The sequence below is a fragment of the Streptomyces sp. NPDC051218 genome, assembly GCF_044455475.1.
In the GTDB taxonomy this organism is placed as follows: Bacteria; Actinomycetota; Actinomycetes; order Streptomycetales; family Streptomycetaceae; genus Streptomyces.
The window spans coordinates 439334-464140 of record NZ_JBITEU010000009.1 but is presented as its reverse complement, the minus strand read 5'-3'; the positions used below and the strand labels follow the sequence as shown (position 1 = coordinate 464140).

Below are 24807 nucleotides of genomic sequence, written 5' to 3'. Positions count from 1 at the left end.
CGGGATACGGGATCGTCAGCCGAGACGCTGCACCAGGGCGCGGTACTCGTCCCACAGCTCCTTGGGCGTGTGGTCGCCGAAGGTGTTCAGGTGCTCGGGGACCAGCGAGGCCTCGTCGCGCCAGACCTCCTTGTCGACCGTGAGCAGGAACTCCAGGTCGTCCTTGGCCAGGTCGAGGCCCTCGGTGTCCAGCGAGTCCACCGTCGGCAGGATGCCGATCGGGGTCTCGACGCCCTCGGCCTTGCCGTCGAGCCGGTCCACGATCCACTTCAGGACGCGGGAGTTCTCGCCGAAGCCGGGCCACACGAACTTGCCTTCGGCGTTCTTGCGGAACCAGTTCACGTAGTAGATCTTCGGGAGCTTCGACTGGTCGGGCTTGTCCGCGCCGACCTTGACCCAGTGGGCCATGTAGTCGCCCATGTTGTAGCCGCAGAACGGCAGCATCGCGAACGGGTCGCGGCGCAGCTCGCCGACCTTGCCCTCGGCCGCGGCGGTCTTCTCGCTCGCCACGTTCGCGCCGAGGAAGACGCCGTGCTGCCAGTTGAAGGACTCCGTCACCAGCGGCACCGCGCTGGCGCGACGGCCGCCGAAGAGGATCGCCGAGATCGGCACGCCCTTGGGGTCCTCCCACTCGGGCGCGATGATCGGGCACTGCGAGGCGGGCGTGGTGAAGCGGGCGTTCGGGTGGGCCGCGGGGACGCCGGACTCGGGGGTCCAGTCGTTGCCCTTCCAGTCGGTGAGGTGGGCGGGAGTCTCCTCCGTCATGCCCTCCCACCAGACGTCGTTGTCGTCGGTGAGCGCGACGTTCGTGAAGACCGAGTTGCCCCACAGGGTCTTCATGGCGTTGGCGTTGGTGTGCTCGCCGGTGCCGGGCGCGACGCCGAAGAAACCGGCCTCGGGGTTGATCGCGTAGAGCCGGCCGTCCTCGCCGAAGCGCATCCAGGCGATGTCGTCACCGATGGTCTCGACGGTCCAGCCGCGGGTCGTCGGCTCCAGCATGGCGAGGTTGGTCTTGCCACAGGCGCTCGGGAACGCGGCGGCGACGTACTTCGACTCGCCCTGCGGGGGCGTCAGCTTGAGGATCAGCATGTGCTCGGCCAGCCAGCCCTCGTCGCGCGCCATGACGGAGGCGATGCGCAGGGCGTAGCACTTCTTGCCGAGCAGGGCGTTGCCGCCGTAGCCCGAGCCGTACGACCAGATCTCGCGGTCCTCGGGGAAGTGCGAGATGTACTTCGTGGAGTTGCAGGGCCACGGCACGTCGGCATCGCCCGCTTCGAGCGGGGCGCCGAGCGTGTGGACGGCCTTGACGAAGAAGCCGTCGTCGCCGAGCTCGTCCAGGACCGCCTGGCCCATGCGGGTCATGGTGCGCATGGAGACGGCGACGTACGCCGAGTCGGTGATCTCCACGCCGATCGCGGACAGCGGCGAGCCGACCGGGCCCATGCAGAAGGGCACCACGTACATCGTGCGGCCGCGCATCGAGCCGCGGAACACGCCGTTCTCGCCCTGGAAGATCTCCCGCATCTCCGCGGGGGCCTTCCAGTGGTTGGTCGGGCCCGCGTCCTCTTCCTTCTCGGAGCAGATGAAGGTGCGGTCCTCGACGCGCGCGACGTCGGTCGGGTCGGAGGCCGCGTAGTACGAGTTCGGGCGCTTGATCGGGTCGAGCTTCTTGAAGGTGCCCTTGGCGACGAGCTCCTCGCACAGGCGCTCGTACTCGGCCTCGGATCCGTCACACCAGACCACGCTGTCCGGCTGCGTCAGTTCGACGATCTCGTTCACCCAGGAGACGAGCTCCTGGTGGTTGGTGGGAACGGTGCCCAGAGTCTCAGAGAGAAGGGGAGCCGCGATGTCGCGCGCCACGATTGCTCCTATACGAGGGGTTTATAGGTTTGTTGCCCCGTGGGGGCTGCGACCCGGACGCTTCACGTGTTGATCCCTCTGGCGCTCATCCGGTGCCGACCGCACTCATTTGATCATCCGACGCATCCGCGCATATGTCCAGAGGGCGTCACAAGTGAGCGGCGTGAGTATCGCCACTCGCCCGGTCGGCCTCCCGTACGCGAATCCGTCACTTGTACGCTCGGGTATCACCGTGAGCATCGCCACTTGTGCGCCACGGTTCTCCCATGACTGATGCCTAACTTACGGTTGCGTAGGTACGATTTCTCCCATGACCGCTCCCGTCCCTGACGCGATCACGAACAGCAAGACCAACGGCCGCGACGCGGCCTCCAGCTCCGACTCGTCCGTGCTCGACGCCCTGCCGCTTCCCGACCTCGCGGAAGTGAAGCCCAAGATGCGCGGCTGGCTGCACGCGGGCATGTTCCCGGCGGTGCTCGTCTCGGGCATCGTGCTGCTGGCGCTCACGGACTCCACGCGCGCGCGAATCGCCTGCGGGATCTACGTCCTGTCGGCGTGTCTGCTCTTCGGAGTCAGCGCGATCTACCACCGGGGCACCTGGAGTCCGCGCGCGGACGGCGTACTGCGCAGACTCGACCACGCCAACATCTTCCTGATCATCGCGGGCACGTACACCCCGCTGACGATGCTGCTCCTGCCCGACTCCAAGGGGCAGTGGCTGCTCTGGGGCGTCTGGGGCGCGGCTGTGGCCGGCATCCTCTTCCGGGTCTTCTGGGTCGGCGCGCCCCGCTGGCTCTACACCCCTTGCTACATCGCGATGGGCTGGGCCGCGGTCTTCTTCCTGCCCGACTTCCTGCGGGCGGGCGGCGTCGCCGTCCTGGTCCTGGTGATCGTGGGCGGACTGCTCTACAGCGCGGGCGGCGTGATCTACGGCATCAAGCGCCCCAACCCCTCCCCGCGCTTCTTCGGCTTCCACGAGGTCTTCCACTCCCTGACGCTGGCCGCCTTCGCGGTGCACTACGTGGGCATCTCGCTGGTGGCGTACCAGCACGGATAGAACGGACTCGGACAGAACCGACACGGGCAGGGGCCACGCCCCCTCTCCTCTCTCATGGCCGCGGCTTTCGAGCCGCGGCCCTTTGCGTGCCCGCAACGGACGCACCTCTTGACGGTGACTACTATTTGACAGCTACTCTCATTTCATGGCCACTGTCACAAGCTCGTCTGCCGCAGAACGGCAGAACCCACGCCGCTGGTGGGCGCTCGCCGCCCTGGTCGCGAGCATGCTCGTGCTCGGTTTCGACATGACGATCCTCAACGTCGCCCTGCCGACGATGGCCGGACAGCTGGACGCGAGCACGGGCGAACAACAGTGGATGGCGGACGCGTACGTCGTCGTGTTCGCGGCCCTGATGCTTCCGGCCGGGCTGCTCGGCGACCGGTTCGGGCGCCGCAGGATGCTGATCACCGGGCTCGGGATCTTCCTGGTCGGCTCGTTGATCGGCACCCTCGTCGACTCCGTGGAGCTGGTCGTCGTGGCACGGGCGGTCATGGGCATGGGCGGCGCGCTCGTCATGCCCCTCGCCCTCGCCGTGCTGCCCGCGCTCTTCGCCCCCGGCGAGCGGACCAAGGCCATCGGCATCGTCTCCGCGGCCTCCGCGCTCGGCGCCCCGCTCGGGCCGATCGTGGGCGGCTGGCTCCTGGACCACTTCTGGTGGGGCTCGATCTTCCTGATCAACGTCCCCATGGTGGCGATCGGGATCACGGCCTGCGTCTTCCTGCTCCCGGAGACGACCGACCCGTCCGCCCCCAAGGTCGACGTCGCCTCCACCGCCCTCACCGCGGCCGGGCTCGGCGCGCTCATCTACGCGATCATCGAAGCCCCCGTACGCGGGTGGGGCGACCCGCTGATCCTCGGCATGCTCGCGGGGGCGGCCGTTCTGATCGCCGCGCTCGTCCTGCGCGAACGGAACATGGCGCGCCCGATGCTCGACATGTCCCTGCTGCGCCACCGCGGCTTCCTGCTCAACACGCTCGCGGCGACGCTCGTCATGTTCGTCCTGTCGGGCCTGATGTTCGTGCTTCCGCAGTATCTGCAGGCGGTGCTCGGGCACGACGCCTTCGGCACCGGTCTGCGGATGCTGCCGATGATGGGCGGCCTCCTCGTCGCGGCGAAGGGCGCGGAGCCCGTCGTACGCCGCTTCGGGCCGCGTGCGGTGATCAGTGCCGGGCTCGTCGTCCTCGCCTTCGCGGCGATCCTCGGCAGCCGTACGACGGCCGACTCCGGCTACGGCTTCACCGCGCTGTGGCTCACCGTCGCCGGGGCCGGCTTCGGCTTCGCCGTCGTGCCGGCCATGGACTCGGCCCTCGGGGCGCTCCCCGTGGAGCGGGCGGGGTCGGGCACGGGGCTCCTGATGACCGTGCGGCAGGTCGGCAGCGCCATCGGCATCGCCCTGCTGGGCTCGCTGCTCTCCGGGGTGTACGTGGACCGCCTCGACACCGGCAAGATCCCGGACGCGGCGGCGGATGCGGCGGGCGAGTCGGTGGTGGCCGCCCACGCGGTCGCCGAACGGCTCGGGGTTTCCCGGCTGGCCGACTCCGCCGACGAGGCGTACATCGACGGCATGGTGACGGTCCTCCTGGTGAGCGGGGTCGCGGCGCTTGTGACGGCGCTGCTGGTCGCCGCGCTGCTGCCGAAGGCAGGTCCCGCGCCGCCGGACGACGCCGACATGGCACGGCGGGCCGAGGATGCCCGACAATGAGCGCCATGACGGCCGCACGAACCACCGCTTCCTCGCAGGGCTCCCAGCTGGGGCTCCGCGAACGGAAGAAGCTCAAGACGCGCATCGCGATCCGTGAGGCCACCTACCGGCTGATCGAGGAGCAGGGGTACGAGGCGACGACGGTCGAGCAGATCGCCGAGGCCGCGGAGGTGTCGCCGTCCACCGTCTTCCGGTACTTCCCCACCAAGGAGGACATCGTCCTCACCGACGAGTACGACCCGCTCCTGGAGGACGATCTGCGGGCGCGCCCCGCGGACGAGCCGATCGTGGAGTCCCTGCGGCATGTGCTGCGCAGGGCGGTGAGCCTCGGCTTCACGGAGGAGCCGGAGGTCTCACGCCTCCGCACCCGCCTGATGATCGAGGTCCCCGCGGTCCGCTCCCGACTGCTCGAAAGCATGTCGGTCACCGGCCGGATGCTGTGCCGCGTCATCGCGGAACGCTCGGGCCGCGACCCCGGGGAGCTAGAGGTCCGGGTATTCGCGATGAGCCTCATCGCCGCCCTCACGGAGACGGCGGCGTACTGGGCGGAACACGACCACGAGGACGACCTGGGCGAGTTGGTCGACCGCGCCCTGAGCATGCTGGTCACCGGCTTCGGCACGGGCGGGCCGCAGGCCTGACTCCCGCGGTGAGCTTGGGCAGCGCCCTCCGCATGCTGGTCGGCGGCTTCGGTGCGGGTGGGTGAGAGGCCTGACTTCCGTGCGCGGCCCGGGGCGCTCGAGGTCCGGGTATTCGCGATGAGCCTCATCGCCGCCCTCACCGAGACGACCGCGTACTGGGCGGAACACGGCCACGAGGACGACCTGGGCGAACTGGTCGACCGCGCCCTGAGCATGCTGGTCACCGGCTTCGGCACGGGCGGGCCGCAGGCCTGACTCCCGCGGTGAGCTTGGGCAGCGCCCTCCGCATGCTGGTCGTCGGCTTCGGTGCGGGTGGTCGGAGGGCTGACTTCCGCGTGCGGACCGGGGAGCTGGAAGTCCCGGTGTTCACCGTGCGCCACATCCCCGCCCTCGCCGAGACCGCCGCGTATTGGGCGGAACACGGCCACGAGGACGAGCAGGGCGGCGCCCTCCGCATGCTGGTCGCCGGCTTCGGCGCGGGCGGGCCGCAGGCCTGACTTCCGTGCGCGCGCCGGGGGAGGTTCCTCGGGGTAAATCCCCGGCCGCCGTGGTTGACCGCGTGCCATCCTGGCCGCATGTACGGTCCCGAGATTCTCATCCGCTTCGGCCCCGAGCTGGGAGTCTTCGTCCCGCATGAGCGGCGGGGCGGGCCCACCAAGGCCGTTACGGATGGCTTGTCCACGCTCGGGCACGTCGTCGAGTCGCTCGGGGTGCCGTTGACGGAGGTCGGTTCGCTCGTCGTGGACGGGGCCGACGTTCCCGTCTCGCACATTCCGTCGGCGGACGAGTCGGTCGAGGTCCGCGCCGTCGCCCGTCCGCAGCCCGTCCCCGGCGCTCCCCTTCGCTTCCTCCTCGACGTCCATCTCGGCACGCTGGCCCGCCGGTTGCGGCTCCTGGGCGTCGACGCGGCGTACGAGAGCACGGACATCGGCGACCCCGCCCTCGCCACGCGCTCGGCCGCCGAGCGGCGGGTGCTCCTGAGCAGGGACCGAGGGCTACTGCGGCGGCGCGAGCTGTGGGCCGGGGCGTACGTCTACAGCGACGCCCCGGAGGAACAACTGCGGGACGTGCTGGGCCGGTTCGCGCCCGCACTGGCCCCCTGGACGCGGTGCACGGCCTGCAACGGCTCCCTGCGGGCGGCCACCAAGGAGGACGTGGCGGACCGTCTGGAGGGCGGCACTCGGGGGACGTACGACGTGTTCGCGGAGTGCGGGGCGTGCGGGCGGGTGTACTGGCGGGGGGCGCATCACGACCGGCTGGAGGGGATCGTGGCGGGGGCGGTCGAGGAATTCTCCCCAACCCCAACCACAACCCCAACCCAGCCCCCGCCCCTTCCCGGCTGAGGAGGGGGCCCTCGCGCCGAGCGAGTTTTCGGGAAGGGGCGGGGTTGGGGAAAAGAACCCCAGGCCTCAGACCGACAGCTTCGCCGCCAACTCCCCCGCATCCACCGTCGGCGCGTCGCAGACGAACCGCCGGCAGACGTAAGCCGCCGGAAGTCCGCCCACCATGCCCCTCCCCGCGAGCAGCGGCAGCTCGTCGCCCCCCTCGGGGCCGACCGAGACCACAGCCCCCGGCGCCGTCCCCAGCAGGGCGGTGCGATGCAACTCCCCGCCCACGGAACCGATCACCGCGACCTCACGCGGCCCGTCGAGCGCGGCCTCGGCCACCGCGAGCCCGTGCCCGATGAACCGCGGAGCACGCGGCGCGAGCCCCTTCACCACGCCCAACGCCCGCTCCGCCGCGAGGCGATGCGGCTCGGCGCCGGTCTGCGCCGCGTACGAGAGCAGCGCGCCCGCAGCCGCCGTCCACCCGGACGGCACCGCGTTGTCCGTGGGGTCCTGCGGCCGGCGGATCAGCTGCTCGGCGTCCGCCGCCGTGTCGTACAGGGACCCGGACTCCGCGTCCACGAACTGGCCGAGCACGTGGTCGAGCAGGAACCCGGCGAACTCCAGCCACACGCCCTCCCCCGTCACGGAGGCCAGCGCGAGGAAGCCCTCGGCGACATCGGCGTAGTCCTCCAACACGCCTGCGTTGGCGCCGACTTGCCCGTCCTTGGACGTACGGGAGAGGCGCGCCCTGTCGTCCATGTGCAGCCGCACGAGCAGGTCGCCCGCACCCACCGCCGCCGCCACCAGGTCCGGCCGGTCGAAGTACGTGCCGACCTCCGCGAGCGCGGCGACGGCGAGCCCGTTCCAGGCGGCGACGATCTTGTCGTCCCGGCCGGGCGCGGGGCGCTCCGAGCGCGCCGCGAGCAGCCGCTCCCGGATCGAGGAGATCCGCGCGGCGTCCGCCACCACGCCGCCCGCGTCGGGGAGTTGGAGCACGGAGGCGCCCTCCTCGAAGGTCCCTTCCTCCGTCACACCGAAGTACGTGGCGGCCAACTCCGCGTCCGCGTCGCCGAGCACCTCGCGCAGCTGCTCCGGCGTCCACACGTAGTACGCGCCCTCGACGTGTTTGCCGCTCGCCGCGTCCTCGCTGTCGGCGTCGAGCGCCGAGGCGAAACCGCCCTCGCTCGTGCGCAGTTCACGCACCATGAAGTCCGCGGTCTCCAGAGCCACGCGCCGCGCGAGGTCCGAGCCCGTGGCCCGCCACAGGTGGGCGTAGACCCGGCAGAGCAGGGCGTTGTCGTACAGCATCTTCTCGAAGTGGGGCACGACCCACTCCCGGTCCACGGAGTAGCGCGCGAAGCCGCCGCCCAGCTGGTCGTAGATGCCGCCGCGCGCCATCCGCTCGCAGGTGTCGGCCGCCATCTGGAGGGCGCCCTCCGAGCCGGTGCGGGCGTAGTGCCGCAGCAGGAACTCCACGACCATGGACGGCGGGAACTTGGGCGCGCCCCCGAAGCCGCCGCGCGAGGCGTCGTAGTCGCGCGTCAGGCCGAGCAGCGCCTGGGCGAGCTCGTCCTCGCCGGGCAGCTCGTCGGCGCCGAACGCCAGCTGCCGGTCGGCGAGGTCCCGCACGATCTTCCCGGCCACCTCGGCGACCTCGTCGCGCCGGTCCTCCCAGGCGCGCCGGACGCCGTCGGCCACCTGCTGGAAGGAGGGCATGCCGTGCCGCGGCTCGGGCGGGAAGTACGTGCCGAAGTAGAAGGGCTCGGCGTCGGGCGTGAGGAAGACCGTCATGGGCCAGCCGCCCTGGCCGGTCGCGGCCTGCACCGCCTCCATGTAGACGGCGTCGATGTCGGGCCGCTCCTCGCGGTCGACCTTGACGTTGACGAAGTGCGCGTTCAGGAAGGCGGCCGTGCCGGCGTCCTCGAAGGACTCGTGCGCCATGACGTGGCACCAGTGGCACGCGGAGTAGCCGACCGACAGCAAGACGGGTACATCGCGCCGTCGCGCTTCCTCGAATGCCTCCGGTTCCCAGGGCCACCAGTCGACCGGATTGTCAGCGTGCTGAAGCAGATAAGGCGAGGTCACACCAGCTAGCCGGTTCATGCCATCCAGGCTCTCACAGCGCTTCGCCCTGAGGGCGAAGCCCACCATCTTCCGAATCCGGTGCGCCGCATCGCAGGACAGTAGGCTGAGCACAAGAGTGCCGGAACTGCCGAGGCTCCTCTCGAAGGAGGTACACCATGACCGCCGAGATGGTGGCGCCCGCCTGGATGCATACGCAGATCAGCGCGGAACAGTACGACTCCTGGTCCGAGGAGCAGTGCACCGGCATCGAAATCGTGGACGGGATGGTCGTCGTGAGCCCGAGCGCCTCGAAGCGCCACAACCGGCTGGCCCGCATCCTGGCCAATGCCCTGGACGCAGCCGCGGGCCCCGACTGGAACGCAGACACGGACTTCGACGTCCGCCTGCAGGACGTTCCACTCACCAACCGCCGTCCGGACGTCATCGTCTACCGGGCGGAAACCATCGACCTCACGCCCACCCGCCCCGAGCACGTGCTTCTGGTCGTCGAGATCGTGTCGCCCGGTTCGGAAACCACGGACCGGGTCGTAAAGGTCGACCAGTACGCCAAGGCCGGCATCCCCTTCTACTGGCGGGTCGAGCAGGCCGCCACCGGCGTCCCCATCATCTACACCTACGTCCTCGACCCCGCGATCAGGGCGTACAGGGACGGCGAGATGTTCACCGGAGTGATCAAGGCTGCCGTGCCCTTCTCCGTCACTGTCGACCTGGGTTCCATCTGACCGCCTGCATCTGCGCGACAGCCCCACCGACGACACCTATCGCCGGACTGGTCTGCAGCCTCGCCGTCGGCGGGGCCGGCCGGGTTGGAACCCTCCACACACGCCCCGCTCCCCCTTCTCCACCGTGGCTGACCCTGGCATGGCGACTTCCTTATTGTGCAAGTGACAGTAACTGAAGTACCTTGCAGGACATGCAACATGACGTGTGGTCACCTCCTCCTGTGCTACTGACGGTCGACCTCGTGATCCTGACGCTGAGGGAGAGCCGCCTCCACGTGCTCCTGGTGGAGAGGGGTGAAGATCCCTTCCGTGGCATGTCGGCGCTGCCCGGAGGGTTTCTGAGCCACGATGGTGAGGAGATTTTGGATGCCGCCCACCGCGAACTGAGCGAGGAAACAGCCCTGCCCGCCGGTTCGGTCCACCTTGAACAGCTGGCCGTGTACGGGGACTCGGGCCGTGATCCTCGGGGCCGAGTCGTATCCGTAGCCCACCTGGCGATCGCACCGAGGCTGCCGGAGCCGGTCGCGGGAACGGATGCCACCGATGCCGCGTGGGTTCCCGCAGAAGCCGTCTTGTCCGGTGAAGTGAAGCTCGCCTTTGATCACCGCCGAATCGTTAGCGACGGGATCGAACGCGCGCGCACCAAGCTCGAGTTCTCTTCTCTGGCCACAGCATTCTGCAGAGAAAACTTCACGATCACAGAGCTACAACAAGTGTACGAAGCCGTCTGGGGCACCGAACTCGACACTCGCAACTTCTACCGAAAGGTCCAAGCCGTAAAGGGGTTCATCGTCCCAATAGGCACGAATCGCAGGACCACAGGAGGACGGCCGGCACGGCTGTACCGGACCGGCCCGAAGACGATGCTGTTCCCCCCGCTGATCCGACCCGCGCCATCCGCGATGGAAGAGATCACGAAAGAGAAGGAGGCATAGATGCCAAGTGGCCAAGTGGTGGTTCTCACTGCCCTCAATCTTGAATACCAGGCTGTGCGCCAGAAGCTCGCGGGTACGCAAGTGCATCGCCATAAGCGTGGCACACGGTTCGAGGTGGGAACTGTGCAGGGCACATCGTGCCGTGTCGCACTCGGCTTGACGAGCAAGGGGAACAGTTCCGCGGCAGTGATCGCCGAACGCGCGATTCAGGAATTCTCGCCGGTGGCCGTGCTGTTCGTCGGGGTCGCTGGAGCCCTGTGGGAGACCGCCAGGCTGGGCGACGTGGTGATGGCGACACATGTGTACGCCTACCACGGCGGCACCAGCGAGGACGACGGACTCAAAGCCCGCCCTCGGGTGTGGGAAGCACCGCACGGCATCAGCCAGCTCGCTTCACACCTGGCCCGCCTGAACGACTGGGCGGCCCCCACGGCCGGTTACGAGGACATGCCGCGAGTGTGCTTCGGGGCGATCGCCGCTGGGGAGGTCGTCCAGAACTCGATGATCTCGGACGAAGCGAAGTGGATCCGACAGCACTACAACGACGCACTCGCCATCGAGATGGAGGCCGCAGGTGTGGCACAAGCCGGCCATCTCAACGGGGCGCCGGTGGCCATCGTCCGAGGGATCAGCGACCGGGCGGACGGCACGAAGAACAGTGCCACGGACCGCAACTGGCAGCCGCGGGCCGTGGCGAACGCAGCTGCGTTCGCCACCCGCTTAGCAGTGGAGTTGGTGGAAGAACAGAAGGAGACCGCAATGTCTCAGGGCGACAGGGTCCGTTCGGCCGACAGGTTCGACCCAGGCGTCAGCAACACCGCACACAACAGCACCGTCGGTATCATGGCCGGTTCGGTCACGGGCAGCAGTGTCCAAATGAACTCGGCCCCGAAGGCATCCGGCACGACGGACCTGATCGCGGAGCTGAACGGCTTCCGCGAGCAGTTGGGGCGGTACCGTGCTGAGGGCGCCCTCGACGAGGACACCTACCGAGAGGCCCTGAACGATCTGGACTCCGCCCTCCGGACAGCCGGGAGGGACACCCCCGAATCGTCGAAGCGGACTGCCATGACGCTCAGGAGGCTGCGTGGGTTGGTCGCGGAGTGCCCCGCACTGGTGGCCGAGCTGGCCCCCATGGTGGCGGCGGCCGGTGAGCGGGCATGACCCAGACCAGCGATGCCGCATACAACTCGGCCGCATACGACTCCACCGTCGGAATCCAGGCTGAGACCGTACACAACTCCAGTGTCTACTTCGTCCACCCGGACGCTTCACCCCAGGAGAAGTACAGGGTGGGCGTGCGGCTACTGGAGGACGGCATCCCCAGCCGCGCCCGCGAAATGATCACTGATGCGATCGCTCACGGGTACGACAGCGCGGAAGTTCGTTTCCACTGGGCGCTCGCCGTGCTCAGCGCACGCACCTACGACGACCTCAGCGCCGAAGAGGTACAACGGCTCCACTACAGCTCCGGGCTCGTACAGACCTTCGCCGAGGACGAGTGGAAACAAGCCCTGCGCGTCACTTTCGGCCTGCTGACGGTGCTCAGCACCGCCCACGGCGAGACCGGCCCGGTGCTGAAGCAGCTGCAAGATCTGCCGCTCCGCCAGCACAACGCGATCCTCCGCCACCTCGACCTCATGCTCACCGGAGGACTGAAAGACGACCTGTGGGCGGAGACCTGCGAACGAGCCAGGGCGGAGCGGTTCGGCAACGACCGGAGCCGGCGGGTCTGGGCCTACTTCGCGCCTGCCCCTATCGGGGCGCGCGCCGTTCAGCCCCACCCGAGCACCGCTGCCGCCGCCGAGGCGGCCCTCCCAGTCCGCACAATCCTGTTCATCATCAGCAGCGTGTCCCTCTGGTCCCTGGCACTGATCTCGGATTCGGCCGAGGCGACCGTCGAGTTACTGGTGGCGCTCAGCGCGGGTCTGACTGCGGCCCGCTTCGGCGACCGGTGGTGCCAGGAACCCCGGTTGCACCTCGCTGCCGGGACCCGCGTCCCGCACACGTACAGATCTTCCTCAGACGAGGACGGGTTCACCAAACGCGTCCGCCATTCGTTCGACCACTACTTCAGCGTTCGCACGCCACACGAGTTCACGCCGGACGCCTGGCTCGCCCACACCGCTCAGGTCCGCAACAGCCTCGCCGCCGAGATCGCGGACCTTTATCGGGAGAGCCGGGTCAGTGTGGACCGGGTCACCTGGTTGATCCGGTACCTCGCTGAGGACGCCAGGAACCGCCACAACAACGGCGCCCTGTTCGAAGATCACCGCCATAGCCGGACTCCGGTCAAGACAAAGGCCATGACAGTCGTGGCCGTAGCCGTTCTCGGCGTCACGGCTCTGACCGCGTTTGGAACGGCAGTTTCGAGTGCCCCCTCGCCTAGATCCCTATGGGCGTTCCTTGCCATGCTCGGTGCTGCCTGGTCCGGGCACGCAGCCGCTTCGCTGTGGCTGCAGGTCCGGCGTGAAGAGCACCGGCTGGCCAGGGAGACCCTGAAGTACCGTGAGCAACTGACCGCACGACAGGCTGCGCACCAGCGCTGGCAGTCCCTCCTGGACGCCACGCGTCCCAGCGAGCAGCAAATGGAGACTTGGCTCGCCTGCGACAAGACTTCGTTCGTCGATGAAGCGCTCCGGCACCACCGGCTCACCTGGCGCGATCTGATCACCCACACCATCCTGGTTTCCCCCGCCCCTTCCTACAAACGAGGGCGCGTCAGGCGCGGCCCTTGGCGGTACTCGCACTACGTGTTCCGCTTGTTCCTGTTCACCCAGGACGGCATCCGCGAGATGAGCTCCGAGTTCAGCTTCTCCGACGCAACGCGCAAGAACGAACAGCGGAGCAACTACCGCTTCGACGCTCTGTCCTCCGTCCAGGTAGCGGAGAACGTCGATGGAGGCTACGACCTGGAACTCGTCCTCACCAACGGGCCAGCCAGGAAGATACGCGTCAAGGACGCCGATGCCCATCAGCTGGCGCCGGACGAGAATTCCAGGGAAATATCCGAGATCAACCTCAGCGCGGCCGGATCCACCCATACCTTCCGCCTACTGGAGGGGATCGCGGCAGACGGGAAGGGTTGGATCGAGCGACACAGCCCCGACAACCTGACGCCATTTCAGTTCTCCGGGTGATCCTGAATTCGAGCATGGGGATGCCTGTGAATTCCACGGACGATGTCACCGAGGGAAAAATCCTGCTGACCGAATACGACCGCCTCAAGGAGGAACAGAAGGCCCGCATAGGATTCCGCGACAACCTGCTCTATTTCACGCTCGCCGCGGCCACGGCGGTCGTGGCCATCACCGTCCAGAGCGGACAGTTCCGACTACTCCTCTCCGTCCCCGTGATCTGCCTCATTCTGGGATGGACCTACCTGGTCAACGACGAGAAGGTCTCGGCAATCAGCTATTACGTCCGCGACCACCTGGGCCCGCGCCTGGGGGAACTCGCCTCCACCCACGGCACGATGTTCGGCTGGGAGGTCTACCACCGCAACGTTGCAGGCCGCACCATGCGCAAGCGGCTTCAGACCGCGGTGGACCTGTTCGCGTACCTGGTCTTGCCGATGGTCTGCACGGCCGCGTTCTGGTGCTCTCCCACCGTTCAGCCCCTGCTCGCGCTCACTTCTCTCGTGCAGACGCTCGCCCAGATCGTCCTGGGCTGGCAGTTCCTGCGCCGCGTGGAGCGGTAGCCGCACCGGACGGTGTTGCCACGGGCCCGCGGCGAGCCGCGCGGGTTTCGGGCTTCGTGGCCGCGCGTTGGCTGCGGGCGAAGCCGCCTTGGCGATGCTCCCACGTGATCCGCTGGCGCCCTCGCGTCGAAGGCTCCTACGCAGGACACTTGTGAACGCAGGTGACTGCTGATCTCAGATGTTGCTCTCGGAGGGGGACCCATATGCGGGACAGCCATCGGGCCGAAGCCGAGCGGCTGTTGGTGCGGGCGGTGGAGGAAGAGGTGCGGCGCTCCGGCGGTCGTATCGACGGGGGTGTGCTGCTCTCGCGGGCCCATGGCGCGTTGGACACCATGGGGCAGACCGCCGCCGAGGAGTACGCCGCCTACGAGCAGGCCGTCGACGAGGCGGAGGCGGGGCAGCTCTCCTTCCGGCAGCGTTATGCCAGGGAGGGTGCGGGAACTCCGCTGCTGGTGGCGGCCGTTGCCGCGGTGGGCGCGTGTCTTGCCGACCTGATCCTGGGGACCGGGGTGTCGACCGCCATGGGCGCGGGCGCCGCCGTCGCCGTCGTCGGCGCGGCCACCACCGTCGTGAAGGTCACCGCGGCGCACGTGCCCGCGGCCAGCCGCCGCGCCGGTGCGATCAGCCAGCCGGGCGGGCCCGCGCAGCTGCGGCTGCAGTGGCTGACAGCCCTCGACGTGCGCGGCATCCGGCCCTTCCTCGACCAGCAGCGGGTGTTGCAGACCCCCACCGGCAAGAAGAAGGCCGCGCCGCAGCTGCGCGGCACGGACAAGAGCGCGGCGGCCCGCCGGCGTACCGTACTGGAGCAGTCCTTCACCCAACTGCCCGCGCCCGACGGGCCGTTCGCGGGACGGCGCGCCGAGCTCGCCCGCGTCGCCCAGTGGGTGCACGCGGCGCGGGCCAGCACCGAGACCCGCCCCACCGTCGTCGTGCTGCACGGCGCGCCCGGCTCCGGGCGGTCATCGCTCGCCGTGCGGGCCGCGCACGATCTGCGGGACCAGTTCCGCGGCGCGTGCGTCGTCGACCTGCGGGGCGAGAGCTCACAGCCGCTGTCCACGCGGGACGCGCTCCTGCATCTGCTGAATCGATTGGGCGCCCCGCGCGAGCAGCTGCTCTTCCGGGAGCGTTCCTCGCAGGAACAGCAGGTCAAGCGGCTCAGCGAGCTCTACCACCAGTATCTGACCGGCCTCGCGGTGACCGTCGTGCTCGACGACGCGAGCGACCCGGAGCAGGTGCGCACACTGGTGCCGGAGCGCTCCGACAGCCTCGTGCTCGTCACCGCCCGGGGGCCCCTCGATCTCCCCGCCGACCTGCCCGCCTGGGTGCACCAGCTGCCGGTGGAGCCGCTGGACGCGGCGGGCGCGGAGGAGCTCCTGAGGGAGGCGGCCGAGGACGCCTCCGGGCCCTATGACGCCGAATCCGCCGAAGCTGTACGGGAGTTGTGCGGCGGCCTGCCGCTCGCCCTGCGCGTCGCCGGGTCGTCGATCGGCTCGCGCACGGCGACGCAGCTGGCCGCCGACCTCGCCGCGTACGGCCCGGTGGACCCCGTGGAGCGCGTCCTGTGGCTGCGCTACACCGACCAGAGCGAGCCCGCGCGGCGTCTGCTGCGCAGGCTCGCGCTCGCGGGCCGCGCGTCCCTGGGGACGGCCGCCGCCGCTGCCCTGCTCGGCTCCGACGAGCAGGAGGCGAGCCGCCAGCTGACCGCGCTCTCGCGCGCGGGCCTCGTCGACCACGTGCGCGGCACCCGCTACCGCCTGCACGACCTCGTACGCGCCTTCGCCCTCGCCCGCCTCATCGACGAGGAGGAACCCGGCGAGCGCACCGCCGCGCAGGAACGCCTGATCGTCAGCTACAGCGAGCTCGCCGGATCGGTGATCCGCCTGGTCGACGGCAAGATGTCGACGCGGGCGGGCCAGTTCGACCGGCACGGCTTCTCCTCGCTCGACGCGGCCCTGCGCTGGCTCGACGACGAGTCCAGCTTCATCACCGCGGCGCTACGGCACGCGGAGGGCGTGGACCAAGAGGCGGTGCTTCATCTCCTGGGCGCCCTGTGCGACTACTGCCTGCTGCGCGGCGACCTCTACCGCCTGGGCGAGATCAGCGAGCTCACACAAGCCGTCGGGCAGGGGCTTCTCTCACGGAGCGTGCAGTGGCGCACCGGCATCGCGTCCCGTCAGCTCGGCGAGCTCGACCAGGCGCGCACCACCCTGACGTCCGTCGTGGACCTGTACATGGAGGCCCACCAGGACGCGGGCGCCGCCCTCGCCCTGTGCTCCCTGGGGATCACTTTGCACCACCAGGGCAATCTGACGGAGGCGTCGGCGCGCCTGCGCGAGGCCCTCGATCTCCAGGCCCCCGACGAGCTCGCCGGTGACCGCGCCTGGACGATGCACGCCCTCGCCGCGGTGGAGCGTGACCGCGCCAACCTCAACCAGGCCCTCGGCCTCCTGGAGACCTCGCTCGTCCTGCACCGCGAGAACGACTCCCTGCACGGCGAGGCCTGGGCGCACTTCCAGCTGGGCCAGCTCTGCCTGCGCATGGGCGACGTACCGCGCGCGGAGGAACAGCTGCGGGGCGCCCTCGACCTGTACGGGCGTACGCGCGACGGCCGCGGCGAGGCGTGGGCCCTGACGCAGCTCGCGCGAGCCCGCCTGGTCGACGGCGACGCGTCGGCCGCGGTCGACGGGCTGCGGCAGGCGGTCTCCCGGCACCGCGACAACGAGGACGCGCGCGGCGAGGCGTGGAGCGCCTACTACCTGGGCCAGGCCCTGGAGGAGGCGGGCAGCCTCGACCAGGCGGTGCGCGAGCTGGAGCGCTCGCGGACGATGTTCTCGCGGATGCGGGACGTGTACGGCCTGGCCTGCGCGCGGCACCACTCGGCGCGTGTGACCCGCGACCAGCGCGCCGCCCAGACGGGGTCGCTGCGCAATTCCGGCTTCGCCCGCCAGCTCCTGGTGGACGCCCGCGCCGACTTCCAGCGCATCGGGGTCGCGCACGGCGAGGCCTGGACGTGTCTGGAACTCGCGGTCGTGGATGCGGGGAACGCCCGCGCCCAGCAGGCGCTTGCCCTGTGCGACGAGGCGGCGGCGCTGTTCGCGTCGTACGGCGACCGCAGGGGCGAGGACTGGGCCCGCTTCCTGCGCTGCACCCTGCTGCCCTACGGCTCGCCCGGCGGCTGGGAGATCGGCACCGCCGTCGCCCAGGAGGAGCTCAGCCAGCTGGCCCGCGCCGGCCACCCGACGCGCGACGGCAAGCTCGCCGACTACATGGAGGCGTTCGGCCTGCTCCTGGAGCGCGGCGCCGAGCTCGAGGCGGGCTGGCAGGCCTGGCGCCTGGGCATGGTGCCGAACCGTCACTCCCGTGAGGTGATGGGAGTGACGGTGACGAGGGCGGGCTAGCTCTCGGCGAGGGCGGGCTAGCTCTTGGCGAGGGCGGGCTAGCTCTCGGCGAGGGCGGGCTAGCTCTTGCGGGCCTGGGCCTCGGCGGGCTTCGCCCCGGCGGGCTCGGCCCCGGCGGGCTCGGCCCCGGCGGGCTCGGCCCCGGCGGGCTCGGCCCCGGCGGGCTTCGCCGCACCCTCGGTGGAGTCCGCGGGCTCCTTGAAGTCGACCTTCCGCATGTGCTTGCTCATCGACTTCATCAGCCCCCAGACGGCGAGGGCCATCACCGCGAAGACGATGAAGCCGAGAACACCCGGGGTCACCTTGTCATCGTCGACCTCTTTGGCGAGAGGGACGAGATGCGTCATTGCCAGATGTGCGTTCACGCTAGGCATTGTCGCGGATGCCCGCAAAGAGGTCGTCCTCGGGGAGGGATGTATCGACGAGCGACTTCGCGAGCTCGTACTCCTCCGTGGGCCAGACCTCCTTCTGGAGCTCCATCGGCACGCGGAACCAGCCACCCTCGGGGTCGATCTGCGTGGCGTGTGCGATCAGGGCCCGGTCGCGGACCTCGTAGAAGTCGGCGCAGGGAACGTGCGTGGTCAGCGTCCGCTCGACCCGCTCGAACTCGTCCCACCGCTTCAGCCAGTCCCCGTAGGGCGACTCCAGGCCCTTGTCGAGCATCGCCTTGTGCAGCGCCTCGGTGCGGGGGCGGTTGAAGCCCTGGTTGTAGTAGAGCTTCTGCGGCTGGAAGACCGGGCCGAACTCGCTCTCCGGGTACTTCTCGGCGTCCGCCGCTCCGTCGAAGGCCACCATCGTGATCTTGTGGGTCATGATGTGGTCGGGGTGCGGATAGCCGCCGTTCTCGTCGTACGTCGTGATGACCTGCGGACGGAAGGAACGGATCTGCCGGACCAGCTCACCGGCCGCCTTGTCGACGTCCTCCAGGGCGAAGCAGCCCTCGGGCAGCGGCGGCAGCGGGTCGCCCTCGGGAAGACCCGAATCGACGAAGCCGAGCCAGTCCTGCTTGACGCCGAGGATCTCGCGCGCCTCGTCCATCTCCTTGCGGCGCACCTCGTGGATGTTCTCCTGGATGTACTTGTCACCCTGGAGCTTGGGGTTGAGGATGTCGCCGCGCTCCCCGCCCGTGCAGGTCACGACGTGCACGTCCACCCCCTCGGACACGTACTTGGCCATGGTGGCCGCGCCCTTGGACGACTCGTCGTCGGGGTGGGCGTGGACGGCCATCAGTCGCAGCTGCTCAGTCAAGACTCGATCCTCAGTGATCCGGCGCCCTGGTCAATATGGCGCAATGGGCGGCTTCTATAGTGACGGAACCGGGGGGCGGAAAATTCCGGCATCCCTTTTCCAGGAGGACGATCATGACGGCCGTGAGCGAGAAGCCCGTCGAGGGCCGGTACGGCCACTCGCGCTCGGCCGACGAGCGCGCGGACCGGAAGCTGAAGATCACCGGTGGGGTCCTCGGTGTGCTGTTCCTCCTGATGATCGGCTGGTTCGGATACGACTACGTCTCCGGCACCAAGGTCAGCGGTGAAGTGATCAAGTTCGACGTCGTATCGGCGAGCGCGGTCAAGGTGCACCTGGAGGTGCGCAAGGACGCGGACGCCAAGGGCTACTGCACCCTGCGCTCACAGGCCGAGGACGGCGAAGAGGTGGGCCGCGCGGACTTCCGCTTCGACCAGAACGACGGCCGGATCGACAAGGTCGTCACGCTGCGCACGAAGGCGCGCGGGACGAGCGCCGAGCTGCTCGGCTGCCACTCGGACTGACGCGGGCCGTCTGCGGGCCGTCTGCGGACCGCCCCACGCGTCACGCTGACCGGCCGACGCCCCCGGCGTATCGGCTCTCACCTGCGCCGACGTATTTCTGACGGCTTATGTCCTCCCCCTCACGCGCCTGAATTGTTAGGCTCGTGGTTTCGCCCACCCGTGAGGGAACATCCTTCTGGGTAGGGCGATGCTTTGTATTCCCAGTACCTACGAGGAGCACCTGTGACCCAGACCAGCGAGAACGTCACCTGGCTGACCCAGGAGGCGTACAACCAGCTCAAGGCCGAGCTGGAGTACCTGTCTGGTCCCGCGCGCACCGAGATCGCTACGAAGATCGCGGCGGCACGTGAGGAGGGCGACCTGCGCGAGAACGGCGGGTACCACGCGGCCAAGGAGGAGCAGGGCAAGCAGGAGCTCCGCGTCCGCCAGCTGACCCAGCTCCTTGAGCATGCGAAGGTCGGCGAGGCGCCGGCCGCGGACGGCGTGGTCGCGCCCGGCATGGTCGTGACGATCGCCTTTGACGGTGACGAGGACGACACCCTGACGTTCCTGCTCGCCTCCCGCGAGTACGCGAGCTCCGACATCGAGACGTACTCGCCGCAGTCCCCGCTCGGCAGCGGCGTGAACGGCAAGAAGATCGGCGAGGACGCGCAGTACGAACTGCCGAACGGCAAGCTCGCCTCGGTGAAGATCCTCCAGGCGAAGCCGTACCAGGCCTGAGGCCCGCGACGGCGACTCGCACGAAGGCCCCCGCACGTGAGGTGCGGGGGCCTTCGCGCGTCCGGGTCCGCCTAGCCGTCCGCCCGGCGGTACTTGCGGACCGCGAGCGTGCGGAACGCCAGGATGATGAGCACGGACCAGATCAGTGAGGCCCAGACGGGGTGCTCCATCGGCCAAGCCCCGGTGACCGACTTCGGGACACCCTCGATCGTGTTGCCGAACAGCTCCCGCGCCGCCGCCACCGTGGCACTGAACGGATTCCATTCGGCGACGTACTGCAGGAACCTCGGCATTCCGTTGACCGGCACGAACGCGTTCGAGATGAAGGTCAGCGGGAACAGCCAGATCAGGCCTCCCGAGGTCGCCGCCTCGGGGGTGCGCACGGACAGGCCGATCAGCGCACCGATCCAGGTGAATGCGTACCCGAGCAGGAGGAGCAGGCCGAAGCCTGCCAGCACCTTCCCGATGTTCTCGTGCGTGCGCCAGCCGACGATCAGAGCCACCGCCGCCAGCACGGCCAGGGTCACGGCCGTCTGCACCAGATCCGCGAGAGTACGACCCGTCAGAACGGCACCCCGCGCCATCGGCAGCGAGCGGAAGCGGTCGATCAAACCCTTGTGCATGTCGTCGGCGATGCCCGCGCCCGCGCCCGCCGTGGCGAAGGTGACGGTCTGCGCGAAGATGCCCGCCATCAGGAATTCCTTGTAGGCGCTCGCGCTGCCCGCGGGCGCACCCGGGATGTTGATGGAACCGCCGAAGACGTACGTGAACAGGACCACGAACATCACCGGCTGGATGACCCCGAAGAGGATCATCTCGGGAATCCTGGTCATCCGGATCAGGTTCCTGCGGGCCACGACCAGCGAGTCCCTGGCGGCCTGGACGACACCGCCCTTGGGCCTGGGCGCCAAGAGCGGTCGAGTGTCGGATACAGCGCTCACTTCGCGTCCTCCCCGTCGGTGTCGGTGTCGTCGGCGCCGTTCCCCCCGGGCGGAGCCACCTCGGCGACATGGCCCGTCAGCGAGATGAACACGTCGTCCAGGGTCGGGCGGCGCAGCCCGATGTCGTCGATCTCGACCCCGCGGGCGTCCAGCTCGCGGATGACCTCGGCGAGCAGCTTGGCGCCGCCGGAGACGGGGACCGTGAGCTTGCGGGTGTGGCTCTCGACGGCGACCTCGCCCTTGCCGAGGCCCCGCAGGACCTCGGTGGCCGGGGTGATGTCCTCGCGCTCGTGCACCACGACCTCGACGCGCTCGCCGCCGGTCTGCGCCTTGAGTTGGTCCGAGGTGCCGCGCGCGATGACGCGGCCGTGGTCGATGACGCAGATGTCGTGCGCCAGGTGGTCGGCCTCTTCGAGGTACTGGGTGGTGAGCAGCAGGGTCGTGCCGCCCGCGACCAGCTCCTGGATGACCTCCCAGAGCTGCTGGCGGTTGCGCGGGTCGAGGCCCGTCGTCGGTTCGTCCATGAACATCACCGGGGGTGACACGACGAGCGCCGCTGCGAGGTCGAGGCGGCGGCGCATGCCTCCTGAATACGTCTTGGAGGGGCGGTCGGCGGCGTCGGCGAGGTTGAACCGGTCGAGCAGCTCGCCCGCCCTGACCTTCGCCTCCTTCGCCCTCATCTGGTAGAGCTGGCCGACCATCTGGAGGTTCTCGCGGCCCGTGAGGTACTCGTCGACCGCGGCGAACTGGCCCGAGAGGCCGATCGAGCGCCGCACTTCGTTCGGATTCTTGAGTACGTCGATGCCCGCGACGACCGCGCGCCCGCTGTCCGGCGTCAGGAGCGTCGTCAGGCAGCGCACCGCCGTGGTCTTGCCCGCGCCGTTCGGCCCGAGGAGGCCGAGCACGGTACCTTCCGGGACATCCAGATCGACGCCGTCCAGAGCCCTTACGTCGCCGAAGGTCTTCACCAGTCCCTCGGCGTAGATGGCGCCTGGCATGTGGGTTCCCCCAGTGGTTTGGGTGAGTTTCTACGGAAAGCTTAGATTTGCCGGGTATGACGCGCCCGGTGACCAGTGACGTGAGACACACCCTAACGCGATACATCGCGTCTCTTCAACGGGTTGGGCGAAGCCTGTGGATAACGCAAAATAGCGGGGAACGGAGCCTGACGCAGGGGAATTTCGATGAGCCCGCGCCGTCAGCCGATGCGGGTGTAGGCCTCAGCCGATGACGGTGTAACCCGCCTCGTGCAGAGCCGTACCGACCTCGGAGCAGTGCGCGGGGCCCTTGGTCTCCAGGTGCAACTCCACCTCCACCTCCGTGAGTCCGAGCCGCGGATCGGTCCGCACGTGGCCCACGTCCAGGACGTTGGCGTCGACCACGGACAACACCCCGAGAAGCGTGGCCAGAGCTCCAGGCCGGTCCGTGAGGCGAAGGCGCAGCGACAGATAGCGGCCCCCCGCCGCCATGCCGTGGCGCAAGATCCGCTGCATCAGGAGCGGGTCCACATTGCCGCCCGACAGGAGCGCGACCACCGGGCCCTCGAACTCCCGCGGCCTGCTCAAGAGCGCCGCGACGGGGCTCGCGCCCGCCGGCTCGACGACCATCTTGGCCCGCTCCAGACAGAGCAGCAGCGCGCTGGACAGCTCGTCCTCGGAGACGGTGACGATGCCGTCCAGGAGCTCGTCGATGATCCGGAACGGCACGTCGCCGGGGCGCCCGACCTTGATGCCGTCGGCCATCGTCGCCGGGTTCTCGATCGCCACCGGGTGCCCCGCCGCGAGCGAGGGGGGATACGCCGCGGAGCCCGCGGCCTGCACACCGATCACCTTGACGTCCGGGCGCAGCGCCTTGACGGCCACCGCGATGCCCGCCGCGAGCCCACCGCCGCCGACGCCGAGGACCAGGGTGCGCAGCTCGGGGCACTGCTCCAGGATCTCCAGGCCCACCGTGCCCTGCCCCGCGATGATGTCGGGGTGGTCGAAGGGGTGGATGAAGACCGCGCCCGTCTCGTGGGCGTACTCCTGGGCCGCGGCCAGCGTCTCGTCGACCACCTGGCCGTGCAGCCGCACCTCCGCGCCGTACTCACGGGTCGCCGCGACCTTGGGCAGCGGCGCGCCCACCGGCATGAACACCGTGGAGCGCACGCCGAGCAGCGAGGACGCGAGGGCCACGCCCTGCGCGTGGTTGCCCGCGCTCGCGGCGACCACACCGGCCGCGCGTTCCTCGGGGAGCAGGCCCGCGATCCGTACGTACGCGCCGCGCAGCTTGAACGAACCCGTCCGCTGGAGGTTCTCGCACTTGAAGTGCACCGGCGCGCCCACCAGCTGCGACAGGTGCCTGCTGCCTTCCATCGCCGTCACCCTGGACACGCCCGAGAGCATCTTCTGGGCGCCGCGCACGTCATCGAGGGTGACCGAAGGCAAGGAGTGACGCGTGCGGTAGCTCATGACTGCCAGTCTCCCAGTTCACACCGGGGTCCTCCTGCGGTGACCACGGGGCGAGACTGGTTTGCGCAGCGCCGGTACGCCCCGCGTCCCGGCCGCGTACCCTGTCCCCCAACCCATCGCCCTCGCATGAAGTGAGCCCCCGGCCATGCCCACAACTCCGGACATGACGACCGCCAGCGATCCCGGCCTCCTCGACACGCTGCAGCACCAAGTGGCCGTGTTCGCCCGCCGTGCGGAGCAGACCCGCCTCGGCGGCGTAGGACAGGTCCGCAACTCCATGGACCGCGCCGCGTACCTGCTGCTCAACCGCCTCGACAAGGAGGGGCCGATGGGCGTCAAAGCGCTCGCGGCGAGCATGGGCATCGACTCATCGACGGTCACCCGGCAGGTCGCCCCGCTGGTCGACACCGGTCTCGTCAAGCGCACCTCGCACCCCGAGGACGGCCGCGCCGTCGTGCTCCAGCTGTCGCCGCGTGGCGAGGCGCGCCTCAACGAAGTGCGTTCGTCACGGCGTGACCTCATGGCCGAGCTGACCGGCGACTGGTCCCCGGAGGAGCGCGAAAGCTTCTGCACGCTCCTCACGCGCTTCAATTCCGCGCTCTCCGCCCGCCAGACCTCGCAGCCGGCCCCGGACGCGCCCGCCTCGTAAGGCCGAAAAGCTCCGGGGCGCCCGCCTCTTGACCCGGGACACGTGCCTGGCCTCATATGAGACCGGGGGCCCGGTCCCCTCCAGGCGGGAGACGCGGTGCGCGAACGGCAGGCGTTCCTGAACGCCCGCCGGGCCCGGGAGTTCGAGGCGTTCGTCGCGGGCGCGGCAGGGCGGCTGCTGCATGCCGCGACGCTGCTCACCGCCGAACCCTCCGACGCCAACCCACGCGCGCGTGCCCTGCTCACCGCGTCCCTCGCGCACTCGTACGCGACCTGGGACCGGATGCGCGGCGAGGACCCGTACGACCGCACGCGCCAGCAACTGGCCCTGCGCTTCGCACGCGGGGCCTGGCGGCGCCACCGCGGCCACGGCGGCATCCTGGCCCGCCTCACGCCCCAGGAGCGGCTGATTCTCGTACTGCGGCTCTACGAGGGCGTCGCCGAGGAGCAGACGGCGGCGCTGCTCGGCCTGCCCGCCGACCGGGTGGAGGCGATCTGCGTCCGCGCGATGGAGACGGTCCTGCACCCGCCGCGCGGCCCGGCGCCGACGCTGCCCCTGGGAGAGGCGGCCCCGTCATGAACCAGTACGACCGCAAGGCAGACGCCGTCCGCCGACTCCTGGACGGCGGCGCACCCCCCTCGGCCCCGCCGGAGCTCTACGAGGAAGCCGTCCGCCGCGGCAGCCGCATGCTGCGCCGCAGAAATGCACTGCGCCGACTGCTGTGGCTGCTGCTGCTCGCGGCGGCGATCGCCTTCGTGGTCTGGGCGTCGGTCGAGCAGCCATGGGTGGAACCGCCGTCGGAGACGACTCCACCCCTCACCCGTTGGTGACCGGGGGCCGTGGCGCG

The 24807-nt window shown here is 69.6% G+C and carries 23 protein-coding genes and 1 pseudogene; 17 read left to right on the top strand and 7 right to left on the bottom strand.

The window, feature by feature from the left end; translation table 11 throughout:
- Window positions 1-15: 15 nt before the first annotated feature.
- On the bottom strand, window positions 16-1860 hold the full coding sequence (locus tag ACIBCK_RS27920; RefSeq protein ID WP_399394578.1) for a phosphoenolpyruvate carboxykinase (GTP): 1845 nt from the start codon (window positions 1858-1860) through the stop codon (window positions 16-18).
- A 310-nt stretch (window positions 1861-2170) separates the two neighbouring features.
- On the opposite strand from ACIBCK_RS27920, the gene ACIBCK_RS27915 reads away from it, so the two are divergent.
- The 6 genes from ACIBCK_RS27915 to ACIBCK_RS27890 all read left to right on the top strand — a co-directional run bounded on the left by ACIBCK_RS27915 (window position 2171) and on the right by ACIBCK_RS27890 (window position 6606).
- Window positions 2171-2917 carry a hemolysin III family protein gene (locus ACIBCK_RS27915; protein WP_399394577.1) on the top strand — a complete coding sequence of 249 codons (747 nt, stop codon included), beginning with the start codon at window positions 2171-2173 and terminating at the stop codon, window positions 2915-2917.
- A 145-nt stretch (window positions 2918-3062) separates the two neighbouring features.
- On the top strand, window positions 3063-4622 hold the full coding sequence (locus ACIBCK_RS27910; RefSeq protein ID WP_399394575.1) for an MFS transporter: 1560 nt from the start codon (window positions 3063-3065) through the stop codon (window positions 4620-4622).
- Between the two features lie 5 nt (window positions 4623-4627).
- Window positions 4628-5263, top strand: a complete 636-nt coding sequence (locus tag ACIBCK_RS27905) for a TetR/AcrR family transcriptional regulator (protein WP_399394574.1) — start codon at window positions 4628-4630, stop codon at window positions 5261-5263.
- A gap of 51 nt (window positions 5264-5314) precedes the next feature.
- On the top strand, window positions 5315-5518 hold the full coding sequence (locus tag ACIBCK_RS27900; protein ID WP_399394572.1) for a hypothetical protein: 204 nt from the start codon (window positions 5315-5317) through the stop codon (window positions 5516-5518).
- A gap of 8 nt (window positions 5519-5526) precedes the next feature.
- On the top strand, window positions 5527-5760 hold the full coding sequence (locus ACIBCK_RS27895) for a hypothetical protein (RefSeq protein ID WP_399394571.1): 234 nt from the start codon (window positions 5527-5529) through the stop codon (window positions 5758-5760).
- A 78-nt stretch (window positions 5761-5838) separates the two neighbouring features.
- Window positions 5839-6606 carry a Mut7-C RNAse domain-containing protein gene (locus tag ACIBCK_RS27890; protein WP_399394569.1) on the top strand — a complete coding sequence of 256 codons (768 nt, stop codon included), beginning with the start codon at window positions 5839-5841 and terminating at the stop codon, window positions 6604-6606.
- 66 nt (window positions 6607-6672) lie between these two features.
- Here the strand turns inward: ACIBCK_RS27890 and ACIBCK_RS27885 are convergent, their stop codons facing one another.
- Window positions 6673-8694: a thioredoxin domain-containing protein gene (locus ACIBCK_RS27885; RefSeq protein ID WP_399394567.1), complete on the bottom strand. Its 2022-nt coding sequence runs from the start codon at window positions 8692-8694 to the stop codon at window positions 6673-6675.
- A 137-nt stretch (window positions 8695-8831) separates the two neighbouring features.
- On the opposite strand from ACIBCK_RS27885, the gene ACIBCK_RS27880 reads away from it, so the two are divergent.
- From ACIBCK_RS27880 to ACIBCK_RS27855, 6 genes are all read left to right on the top strand, one after another.
- On the top strand, window positions 8832-9398 hold the full coding sequence (locus tag ACIBCK_RS27880; protein ID WP_399394566.1) for a Uma2 family endonuclease: 567 nt from the start codon (window positions 8832-8834) through the stop codon (window positions 9396-9398).
- 191 nt (window positions 9399-9589) lie between these two features.
- A complete protein-coding gene (locus tag ACIBCK_RS27875) occupies window positions 9590-10333 on the top strand; it encodes an NrtR DNA-binding winged helix domain-containing protein (RefSeq protein WP_399394564.1) in 744 nt (247 codons plus the stop codon).
- Entirely contained in the window at window positions 10334-11497 is a 1164-nt protein-coding gene (locus ACIBCK_RS27870; RefSeq protein WP_399394563.1) for a purine phosphorylase, read from the top strand. It abuts the gene before it with no gap.
- A complete protein-coding gene (locus tag ACIBCK_RS27865; protein ID WP_399394561.1) occupies window positions 11494-13473 on the top strand; it encodes a hypothetical protein in 1980 nt (659 codons plus the stop codon). The genes ACIBCK_RS27870 and ACIBCK_RS27865 overlap by 4 nt, the downstream gene beginning before the upstream one ends.
- Window positions 13474-13493: 20 nt before the next feature.
- Complete coding sequence (locus ACIBCK_RS27860) at window positions 13494-14033, top strand: hypothetical protein (RefSeq protein ID WP_399394638.1); 540 nt, start codon at window positions 13494-13496, stop codon at window positions 14031-14033.
- A 203-nt stretch (window positions 14034-14236) separates the two neighbouring features.
- Entirely contained in the window at window positions 14237-17431 is a 3195-nt protein-coding gene (locus tag ACIBCK_RS27855) for a tetratricopeptide repeat protein (RefSeq protein ID WP_399394559.1), read from the top strand.
- Between the two features lie 143 nt (window positions 17432-17574).
- Here ACIBCK_RS27855 and ACIBCK_RS27850 read toward each other — a convergent pair.
- Together ACIBCK_RS27850 and mca are read right to left on the bottom strand one after the other, a co-directional pair.
- Window positions 17575-17778, bottom strand: a pseudogene (locus tag ACIBCK_RS27850) (hypothetical protein); the annotation flags it as partial.
- Window positions 17779-17797: 19 nt separating this feature from the next.
- Window positions 17798-18679 (bottom strand): mycothiol conjugate amidase Mca, encoded by an 882-nt coding sequence (mca, locus tag ACIBCK_RS27845; protein ID WP_367044597.1) that lies wholly within the window; start codon window positions 18677-18679, stop codon window positions 17798-17800.
- Between the two features lie 113 nt (window positions 18680-18792).
- On the opposite strand from mca, the gene ACIBCK_RS27840 reads away from it, so the two are divergent.
- Both ACIBCK_RS27840 and greA read left to right on the top strand, forming a co-directional pair.
- Window positions 18793-19200, top strand: a complete 408-nt coding sequence (locus ACIBCK_RS27840) for a DUF4307 domain-containing protein (protein WP_399394557.1) — start codon at window positions 18793-18795, stop codon at window positions 19198-19200.
- A gap of 222 nt (window positions 19201-19422) precedes the next feature.
- A complete protein-coding gene (gene greA / locus ACIBCK_RS27835; RefSeq protein WP_367044595.1) occupies window positions 19423-19920 on the top strand; it encodes a transcription elongation factor GreA in 498 nt (165 codons plus the stop codon).
- Between the two features lie 71 nt (window positions 19921-19991).
- On the opposite strand, the gene ACIBCK_RS27830 is transcribed toward greA, so the two are convergent.
- The 3 genes from ACIBCK_RS27830 to ilvA form a co-directional block, all read right to left on the bottom strand.
- Window positions 19992-20861: an ABC transporter permease gene (locus ACIBCK_RS27830; protein ID WP_399394556.1), complete on the bottom strand. Its 870-nt coding sequence runs from the start codon at window positions 20859-20861 to the stop codon at window positions 19992-19994.
- On the bottom strand, window positions 20858-21859 hold the full coding sequence (locus ACIBCK_RS27825; RefSeq protein WP_399394554.1) for an ATP-binding cassette domain-containing protein: 1002 nt from the start codon (window positions 21857-21859) through the stop codon (window positions 20858-20860). Before ACIBCK_RS27825 ends, ACIBCK_RS27830 begins: the two co-directional genes overlap by 4 nt.
- Window positions 21860-22081: 222 nt before the next feature.
- On the bottom strand, window positions 22082-23311 hold the full coding sequence (ilvA, locus tag ACIBCK_RS27820; protein ID WP_399394552.1) for a threonine ammonia-lyase: 1230 nt from the start codon (window positions 23309-23311) through the stop codon (window positions 22082-22084).
- A 145-nt stretch (window positions 23312-23456) separates the two neighbouring features.
- Here ilvA and ACIBCK_RS27815 point away from each other — a divergent pair, with 145 nt between their 5' ends.
- The 3 genes from ACIBCK_RS27815 to ACIBCK_RS27805 all read left to right on the top strand — a co-directional run bounded on the left by ACIBCK_RS27815 (window position 23457) and on the right by ACIBCK_RS27805 (window position 24790).
- On the top strand, window positions 23457-23960 hold the full coding sequence (locus ACIBCK_RS27815; protein ID WP_399394550.1) for a MarR family winged helix-turn-helix transcriptional regulator: 504 nt from the start codon (window positions 23457-23459) through the stop codon (window positions 23958-23960).
- Window positions 23961-24056: 96 nt separating this feature from the next.
- Window positions 24057-24539, top strand: a complete 483-nt coding sequence (locus tag ACIBCK_RS27810) for a sigma factor-like helix-turn-helix DNA-binding protein (RefSeq protein ID WP_399394549.1) — start codon at window positions 24057-24059, stop codon at window positions 24537-24539.
- The gene (locus ACIBCK_RS27805) at window positions 24536-24790 is read left to right on the top strand and encodes a hypothetical protein (RefSeq protein WP_399394547.1); all 255 of its coding nucleotides are present in this window, start codon (window positions 24536-24538) and stop codon (window positions 24788-24790) included. The genes ACIBCK_RS27810 and ACIBCK_RS27805 overlap by 4 nt, the downstream gene beginning before the upstream one ends.
- The last annotated feature ends 17 nt before the right edge of the window (window positions 24791-24807 follow it).

Bases quoted from the DNA above. Each gene is read 5' to 3' on its own strand.
- ACIBCK_RS27905 (WP_399394574.1), top strand. From the start codon at position 4,628: ATGACGGCCGCACGAACCACCGCTTCCTCGCAGGGCTCCCAGCTGGGG.
- ACIBCK_RS27915 (WP_399394577.1), top strand. From the start codon at position 2,171: ATGACCGCTCCCGTCCCTGACGCGATCACGAACAGCAAGACCAACGGC.
- ACIBCK_RS27880 (WP_399394566.1), top strand. From the start codon at position 8,832: ATGACCGCCGAGATGGTGGCGCCCGCCTGGATGCATACGCAGATCAGC.
- ACIBCK_RS27885 (WP_399394567.1), bottom strand. From the start codon at position 8,694: ATGAACCGGCTAGCTGGTGTGACCTCGCCTTATCTGCTTCAGCACGCT.
- ACIBCK_RS27865 (WP_399394561.1), top strand. From the start codon at position 11,494: ATGACCCAGACCAGCGATGCCGCATACAACTCGGCCGCATACGACTCC.
- ACIBCK_RS27815 (WP_399394550.1), top strand. From the start codon at position 23,457: ATGCCCACAACTCCGGACATGACGACCGCCAGCGATCCCGGCCTCCTC.
- ACIBCK_RS27910 (WP_399394575.1), top strand. From the start codon at position 3,063: ATGGCCACTGTCACAAGCTCGTCTGCCGCAGAACGGCAGAACCCACGC.
- ilvA (WP_399394552.1), bottom strand. From the start codon at position 23,311: ATGAGCTACCGCACGCGTCACTCCTTGCCTTCGGTCACCCTCGATGAC.
- ACIBCK_RS27890 (WP_399394569.1), top strand. From the start codon at position 5,839: ATGTACGGTCCCGAGATTCTCATCCGCTTCGGCCCCGAGCTGGGAGTC.
- ACIBCK_RS27855 (WP_399394559.1), top strand. From the start codon at position 14,237: ATGCGGGACAGCCATCGGGCCGAAGCCGAGCGGCTGTTGGTGCGGGCG.
- ACIBCK_RS27870 (WP_399394563.1), top strand. From the start codon at position 10,334: ATGCCAAGTGGCCAAGTGGTGGTTCTCACTGCCCTCAATCTTGAATAC.
- ACIBCK_RS27825 (WP_399394554.1), bottom strand. From the start codon at position 21,859: ATGCCAGGCGCCATCTACGCCGAGGGACTGGTGAAGACCTTCGGCGAC.
- ACIBCK_RS27860 (WP_399394638.1), top strand. From the start codon at position 13,494: ATGCCTGTGAATTCCACGGACGATGTCACCGAGGGAAAAATCCTGCTG.
- ACIBCK_RS27875 (WP_399394564.1), top strand. From the start codon at position 9,590: ATGCAACATGACGTGTGGTCACCTCCTCCTGTGCTACTGACGGTCGAC.
- ACIBCK_RS27840 (WP_399394557.1), top strand. From the start codon at position 18,793: ATGACGGCCGTGAGCGAGAAGCCCGTCGAGGGCCGGTACGGCCACTCG.
- ACIBCK_RS27805 (WP_399394547.1), top strand. From the start codon at position 24,536: ATGAACCAGTACGACCGCAAGGCAGACGCCGTCCGCCGACTCCTGGAC.